Consider the following 5885-nt stretch of genomic DNA (forward strand, 5'->3'; position numbering starts at 1 on the left):
GCCAGCCGCAGCAGGCTGTCCACCATGCCCAGCGCCTGCCGCAGGGGCTGGCCGAACAGGCACTTGATGCTCAAGCAAAACTGGATGGCTGCGTCCGAGAACGTCGGGCTGCGCCCGCGCTTGCCGTTCGGCTTGCCAAGCCACTGCATGCCTTCATCCAGCCACATCGTCAACGATCCTCGCGCCTTCAGCGCTGCGTTGTAGGCTTTCCAGTTCGTCGTGCGGTACTTGGTCCGCCTCTCGCTCTTTGCTTCCGTCACGCCTTCAGTCTACCGGTGTGGCCGGGGTGATTTGTGCAACAAAGCCTTGTCGAGGTATTCCATGGGCTTTCGATCTCGCCTCGTGCTGTGCTTCAGCATTCCCGCACTGCTTTTCGCGGCTGCGCTGGGTATGGGTTTATGGGGGCTTTTACGCATCCAGGCGGATTTCGATCGCCACATGGCCTCCGCGCAAAAGCTCTCGGACAGCCTGTCGGAAATGTATGCGCAGGGGCTGCAGTCCGGACAGGCCTTGCGCAACATCGTCCTGGACTCGGCCAACAAGCAGGCCGACGGCAACCTCTCGGCATCCCAGAAGGAATATGACCGGGCCTATGCGGAAGCGCTGAAAATCGCCTCCGGCACTCCATACGATCAGGAAGTGCGATCGCTGGAACCGCTGGCGGCACGCCAGAACGAGACCATCCAGAAAGTCGTCGTGCTGGCGCGGCAGGACGTGGCCCAAGCCATTTCGGTGCTCAATACCGAACAGACGCCGGCATGGCGCCAATTGCGCGCGGCGCTGCTGAAGCAGCGGGATGCCGCCCGCAAGTCGGCCGAAGACTCCCATCTGTCGAGCCAGGATCGCGGCCGCCAGGTGATGGTGGCCGCGAGCCTGCTCACCGGGCTGGCCCTTCTGGTCGCCACGATGCTCGGCATCGTGATGCTGCGCAGCCTGCGCGCTGAACTCGGCGGAGAACCCTCCGCCGCCTGCGACGCGATGCGCCGCATCGCGGCCGGAGATCTCGCATCCCCCGTGCAGGTGTCCCCCGGGTCGGCAGGCAGCCTCATGGCGGAGCTGGCAAGCATGCAGTCCCAGTTGCGGCAGATCGTCGGCGAGGTGCAGGAGTCGTCGGGCAGCATCCAGTCCGCCAGCTCCGAGGTGGCGACCGGCAACTCGGACCTGAGCAACCGCACGGAGCAGGCGGCCAGCAATCTTCAGCAGACAGCCGCCTCGATGGAGGAGTTGACCAGCACGCTGGCGCAGAGCGCATCCGCGGCCTCCACAGCCAACCAGCTGGCCGTTGCGGCGGCCTCGGTGGCGCAGCGCGGCGGCTCGGTCGTGCAGCAGGTGGTGAGCACCATGGAAGAGATCCGCCACAGCTCGCAAAAGATCGCGGAGATCATCGGCCTGATCGACAGCATCGCGTTCCAGACCAACATCCTCGCCTTGAACGCCGCCGTCGAGGCGGCGCGCGCAGGGGAGCAGGGCCGGGGTTTCGCCGTCGTGGCGAGCGAGGTGCGTTCATTGGCGGGCCGGTCGGCAGAGGCCGCGCGGCAGATCAAGCAGCTGATCGGCGACAGCAACGAGAAGGTTTCGTTCGGCTCCGGACTGGTGAACGATGCCGGAAGCACGATGCGCGAAATCGTGGCCGATGTGCAGCGCGTGGCGGACATGATCGGCGAGATCAATGCCGCGGCCTCGGAACAGAACCAGGGCATCAGCCAGGTCAACGTGGCCGTGGGAATGCTGGACCAGATGACGCAGCAGAACGCAGCCCTGGTGGAAGAGTCGACCGCCGCAGCGCACAACCTGAGCGATCAGGCGCAACGGCTGGCCGCTCTTGCCGGGCGATTCCGGCTGGCGCCCTAGAGCGTGTTCACGATCTCAGCGCCCCACCTCCCTCAAACACCCCGCCAAGCCCTCCGTCACCGCCGTCATCCCCTGCCCCCGCAGCCAGATCATCCCCACCGGCGGCAGCTCCACCGGCACCGCCAGCCGCACCACCGCCACCATCCCCTGCGCCGCGAAATGCCGCGCCACCGTGCGCGCCATGAAGGCCACGGCACCGCGCTGGTGCAGGAAGGTGATCTGCGAGAGGAACGAGGCCGATTCGATGATGTCGGCCGGCGGGTGCAGGTCGTGGGCGAAGAACTGCTGCTCCAGCTTCACGCGCAGCGAGGCCCAGGGCGGGGGCAGCACGCAGGGCTGGGCGGCGATGTCGGACCAGCGGGGCTGGCGCTTGCGGGCCAGGGGGTGGCCCGGGCGCACGACGGCGACCATGGGGTCGTCGTAGAGGGCTTCGGTTTCCAGGTCGGGCGAGGCGTAGCCCGGCTCCAGGCGGCCCACGAACAGGTCCAGCTCGCCCAGGCGCAGCTTCGGCAGGAGGCGCGTGAGGTCGCCCTCCTCGATGAGCACGGTGGCCTGCGGCGAGCGGGCCTTGAGCCGCTCCACGGCCTGCGCGAGCAGCACGGGCGTGGCGGCGACCATGGCGCCCACGCTGGTGCGGCCGCGCGCGCCGCTGGCCTCGGCGGCGATCTCGTCGCGCGTGCGCTCGTAGCCGGCCAGCACCGACCGCGCGAAGCGCACCACGCTCGCGCCGGCCGCCGTGGGCTCGGTGCCGCGCGTGGAGCGCTCGAAGAGCGCCAGGCCGAACATGCGCTCGATCTCGGCCAGGGTCTTGGAGACGGCGGGCTGGGTGACGGCCAGGAACTCCGCCGCGCGCCCCACGTGCCGGAACTGGTCGAGCGCCACCAGCATCTGCAGGTGCCGCAGCTTGAGGTTGGAGCGCAGTACGCGGTCGATCTTGGCCATGGCAGTCCATTCCTTTCTGGTTATGAAGCCAGTCCGTATTCTCATTGGATTGTCATGGAAGGCTTCTGAACAATGGCGGCTGTCCGTACCGATAAAAAACAGGAGACTTCCCCCATGCAGACCCCACGCTGCGACCGGCGCCAGTTCATGCTGGGCGCCCTCGGCACCGCCACGCTCGCGGCCACCGCGCCCGCACGCCTCTTCGCGCAGGGCTATCCCGAACGCCCCATCACCTTCATCTGCCCCTGGCCCGCGGGCGGCACGGCCGACCAGTCGATGCGCACGCTGTGCACGGTGGCCGGCCGGGTGCTGGGCCAGGCGATCGCGGTGGAGAACCGCGCCGGGGCCTCGGGCATGATCGGCTCGAAGGCGCTGGCCCTGGCCAAGCCCGACGGCTACACGATCGGGCAGATCCCGATCTCGGTCACCCGCTTCTCGCAACTGGGCACGCTGCAGGCCGATCCGCGCAAGGATTTCACGTACATCGCGCGCACCTCGGGCCAGACCTTCGGCATCGCGGTGCCCGCGAATTCGCCGTTCAAGACGCTGCAGGATTTCGTGGCTGCGGCCAAGGCCCGGCCCGGCACCGTCACCTATGCCCATGCGGGCGTGGGCGGTGCCACGCACGTGGGCATGGAGGAGTTCGCCAGCGTGGCGGGCATCCGCCTGAACCACGTGCCGTTCAAGGGCGGCGCGGAGGCGCTGCAGGGCGTGCTGGGCGGCCACGTGGACGCGCTGGCCGATTCCAGCTCGTGGGCGCCGCACGTGGAGGCCGGCAAGCTGCGCCTGCTGGCCACCTGGGGCGAGCAGCGCACCGCGCGCTTCAAGGACACGCCCACGCTGCGCGAGCTGGGCTACGACGTGGTGGTGGACGCGCCCAACGGCATCGGCGCGCCCAAGGGGCTGGACCCGGCCATCGCGGCCAGGCTGCGCGATGCCTTCCGCCAGGCCGTGGCCAGCCCCGAGTTCAAGGCCGTGGCCGACAAGCTCGACGCACCGCTGCTCTACCTGGACGGCCCCGACTACGAGAAATACGTGAACACCGTGTATGCCAAGGAAACGGTTCTGATCGACAAGCTCAAGCTGCGCGAATTGATGAAAGGGTGACATCCCCCCGAGCGGCTTCGCCGCTCCCCCCTTCTCTCGCTGCGCTGCGCTTCGCGGGAAGGGAGGCGACGCCAGCGGCCGGGCAAAGCCCGCTCCGCGGCGTCTGCTGGCCTGGGCCGCGCCGGTATCGCAAGCGGTTGGCCGTGCTGGCGCAAGGCGCCGCGCGCTTCGACAAAGATACGCAACACACAACGATGAAAGCCCCGCATGCCCAGCCTTGAAAGCCCGCTGCTGCACCTGCACCCCCACGACAACGTGCTCGTCGCCAAGGCGGCGCTGGCGCTGGGGCAGGAGATTCCCGAGCTGGGCGTGCGCACGCGCGCCCAGGTGCCCGCCGGGCACAAGATCGCCGCGCGGCGCATCGCGCAGGGCGAGCAGGTGAAGAAGTACGACACGGTGATCGGCGTGGCCACGCGCGACCTGGAGCCGGGCGACTACGTGCACAGCCACAACCTGCAGCTGGTCGATTACTACCGCGACCCGGCCTTCGGCGCGGACGTGCGGCCGGTGGAGTACGTGCCCGAGGGCGAGCGCGCCACCTTCCAGGGCTTCGTGCGCGCGGACGGCCGCGTGGGCACGCGCAATTTCATCGGCATCCTCTCGTCGGTGAACTGCTCGGCCACGGTGATCAAGAACATCGCGGCGCACTTCACGCCGGATCGGCTGGCGCGCTATCCGCACGTGGATGGCGTGGTGGCCTTCGCGCAGACCAGCGGCTGCGGCATGTCCTCGCCCAGCGAGCATTTCGACGTGCTGCGCCGCACGCTGGCGGGCTACGCGCGCCACCCCAACCTGGCGGGCGTGCTGATCGTGGGCCTGGGCTGCGAGCGCAACCAGGTCGATGGCCTCGTGGATTCGCAGGGGCTGGAGCGCGGGCGCCTGATGCGCACGCTGGTGATGCAGGAGGTGGGCGGCACGCGCGCCACCATCGCGGCGGGCATCGAGGCCATCGAGGCGATGCTGCCCGCCGCCAACGAGGCGCGGCGCAGCACGGTGAGCGCGGGCCACCTCAAGATCGGGCTCGAATGCGGCGGCTCGGACGGCTTCTCGGGCATCACGGCCAACCCGGCGCTGGGCGCGGCGATGGACGTGCTCGTGCGCCACGGCGGCACGGCCATCCTGTCGGAGACGCCCGAGATCCACGGCGTGGAGTTCATGCTCACGCGCCGCGCCATCACGCCGGAGGTGGGGCAGAAGCTGCTGGACCGCCTCGCGTGGTGGGAGAAGTACGCGGCCGGCCAGAACGCGCAGTTCAACGGCGTGGTGGGCCACGGCAACCAGGCCGGCGGGCTGGCCAACATCTTCGAGAAGTCGCTCGGCTCGGCCATGAAGGGCGGCACCACGCCGCTGCGCGCGGTGTACGAATACGCCGAGCCCATCGAGCAGAGCGGCTTCGTGTTCATGGATTCGCCGGGCTACGACCCGGTGGCCGCCACGGGCCAGATCGCCAGCGGCGCGCAGCTCATCTGCTTCACCACCGGGCGCGGCTCGATGTTCGGCAGCAAGCCCGCGCCCACCATCAAGCTGGCCAGCAACACGCCCATGTACCAGCGGCTGCACGAGGACATGGACATCAACTGCGGGGTGATCCTCGACGGCGAACTGACGGTGCCCGAGATGGGGCAGCGGATCTTCGAGCAGATCCTGCGCCACGCGAGCGGCGAGGCCACCAAGAGCGAATCGCTGGGCCTGGGCGACCACGAGTTCGTGCCGTGGCACCTGGGCATCGTCAGCTGACACCTTTCCGAATGCTACTTAATTAATAGCAAACTATTGAACAAACACGGCGACACGCGAGCGATTTCCCTTCAAAGATGACTGCACCCACCCTCTCCACCACCGCCCAGCCCCTCGTGCGCTCGCAACACTGCATCGCCGGCCAATGGCAGCCCGCCGCCAGCGGCGCCACCTTCCCCGTCACCGACCCGGCCACGGGCGCCGTGATCGCCCACGTGCCCGATGGCGGCGCGCAGGACGCGCGCGCC

General features: G+C 68.8%; 5 protein-coding genes. 3 read left to right on the forward strand and 2 right to left on the reverse strand.

Annotation, left to right across the window (positions count from 1 at the left end):
* Positions 1 to 260 (reverse strand): transposase (locus AX018_RS23460; protein WP_211322517.1); only part of this gene is annotated, 260 nt, incomplete at its 3' end.
* 178 nt (positions 261 to 438) lie between these two features.
* On the opposite strand from AX018_RS23460, the gene AX018_RS25965 reads away from it, so the two are divergent.
* Positions 439 to 1851, forward strand: coding sequence for a methyl-accepting chemotaxis protein (locus AX018_RS25965; RefSeq protein ID WP_281269573.1), 1413 nt, complete (start codon positions 439 to 441; stop codon positions 1849 to 1851).
* Positions 1852 to 1866: 15 nt separating this feature from the next.
* Here the strand turns inward: AX018_RS25965 and AX018_RS23470 are convergent, their stop codons facing one another.
* Positions 1867 to 2793 (reverse strand): LysR substrate-binding domain-containing protein, encoded by a 927-nt coding sequence (locus AX018_RS23470; RefSeq protein ID WP_111882573.1) that lies wholly within the window; start codon positions 2791 to 2793, stop codon positions 1867 to 1869.
* 114 nt (positions 2794 to 2907) lie between these two features.
* Here AX018_RS23470 and AX018_RS23475 point away from each other — a divergent pair, with 114 nt between their 5' ends.
* Both AX018_RS23475 and AX018_RS23480 read left to right on the forward strand, forming a co-directional pair.
* Complete coding sequence (locus tag AX018_RS23475; RefSeq protein ID WP_111882576.1) at positions 2908 to 3900, forward strand: tripartite tricarboxylate transporter substrate binding protein; 993 nt, start codon at positions 2908 to 2910, stop codon at positions 3898 to 3900.
* Between the two features lie 207 nt (positions 3901 to 4107).
* The gene (locus AX018_RS23480; RefSeq protein WP_111882578.1) at positions 4108 to 5637 is read left to right on the forward strand and encodes a UxaA family hydrolase; all 1530 of its coding nucleotides are present in this window, start codon (positions 4108 to 4110) and stop codon (positions 5635 to 5637) included.
* The last annotated feature ends 248 nt before the right edge of the window (positions 5638 to 5885 follow it).

The organism is Paracidovorax anthurii (assembly GCF_003269065.1).
In the GTDB taxonomy this organism is placed as follows: domain Bacteria; phylum Pseudomonadota; class Gammaproteobacteria; order Burkholderiales; family Burkholderiaceae_C; genus Paracidovorax; species Paracidovorax anthurii.